The following is a 387-nucleotide window of genomic DNA, read 5'->3' on the forward strand; positions in this document are numbered from 1 at the left end:
GGCCGATACCGCACTGAAGACCGCGAACTCGGGTTACCTGACCCGTCGTCTGGTCGACGTCGCGCAGGACGTGGTGATCACCGAGGTGGATTGCGGTACCACCGAAGGCCTGATCATGACCCCGATCGTGGAAGGCGGCGACGTGGTCGAGCCGCTGAAGGACCGCGTGCTGGGCCGCGTGGTCGCCGAGGACGTGTTCCTGCCGGGCAACGACGAGGATCCGATCGTCACCCGCAACACCCTGCTCGACGAAGCCTGGGTCGCCAAGCTGGAAGATGCCGGCGTGCAGACCATCAAGGTCCGCTCGACCATCTCCTGCGAATCGGCGTTCGGTGTCTGCTCGCGCTGCTACGGCCGCGACCTGGCCCGTGGCCACCTGGTCAACAT

1 protein-coding gene is annotated in these 387 nt (G+C 66.1%); it reads left to right on the forward strand.

The genetic code is table 11. The features are described 5' to 3' along the window. Nucleotides 1-387, forward strand: a 387-nt coding sequence (locus D7X55_RS47425; protein WP_147470566.1) for a hypothetical protein, incomplete at both ends; no start/stop codon positions are given.

Source organism: Corallococcus sp. AB049A (genome assembly GCF_003668885.1).
In the GTDB taxonomy this organism is placed as follows: domain Bacteria; phylum Myxococcota; class Myxococcia; order Myxococcales; family Myxococcaceae; genus Corallococcus; species Corallococcus interemptor.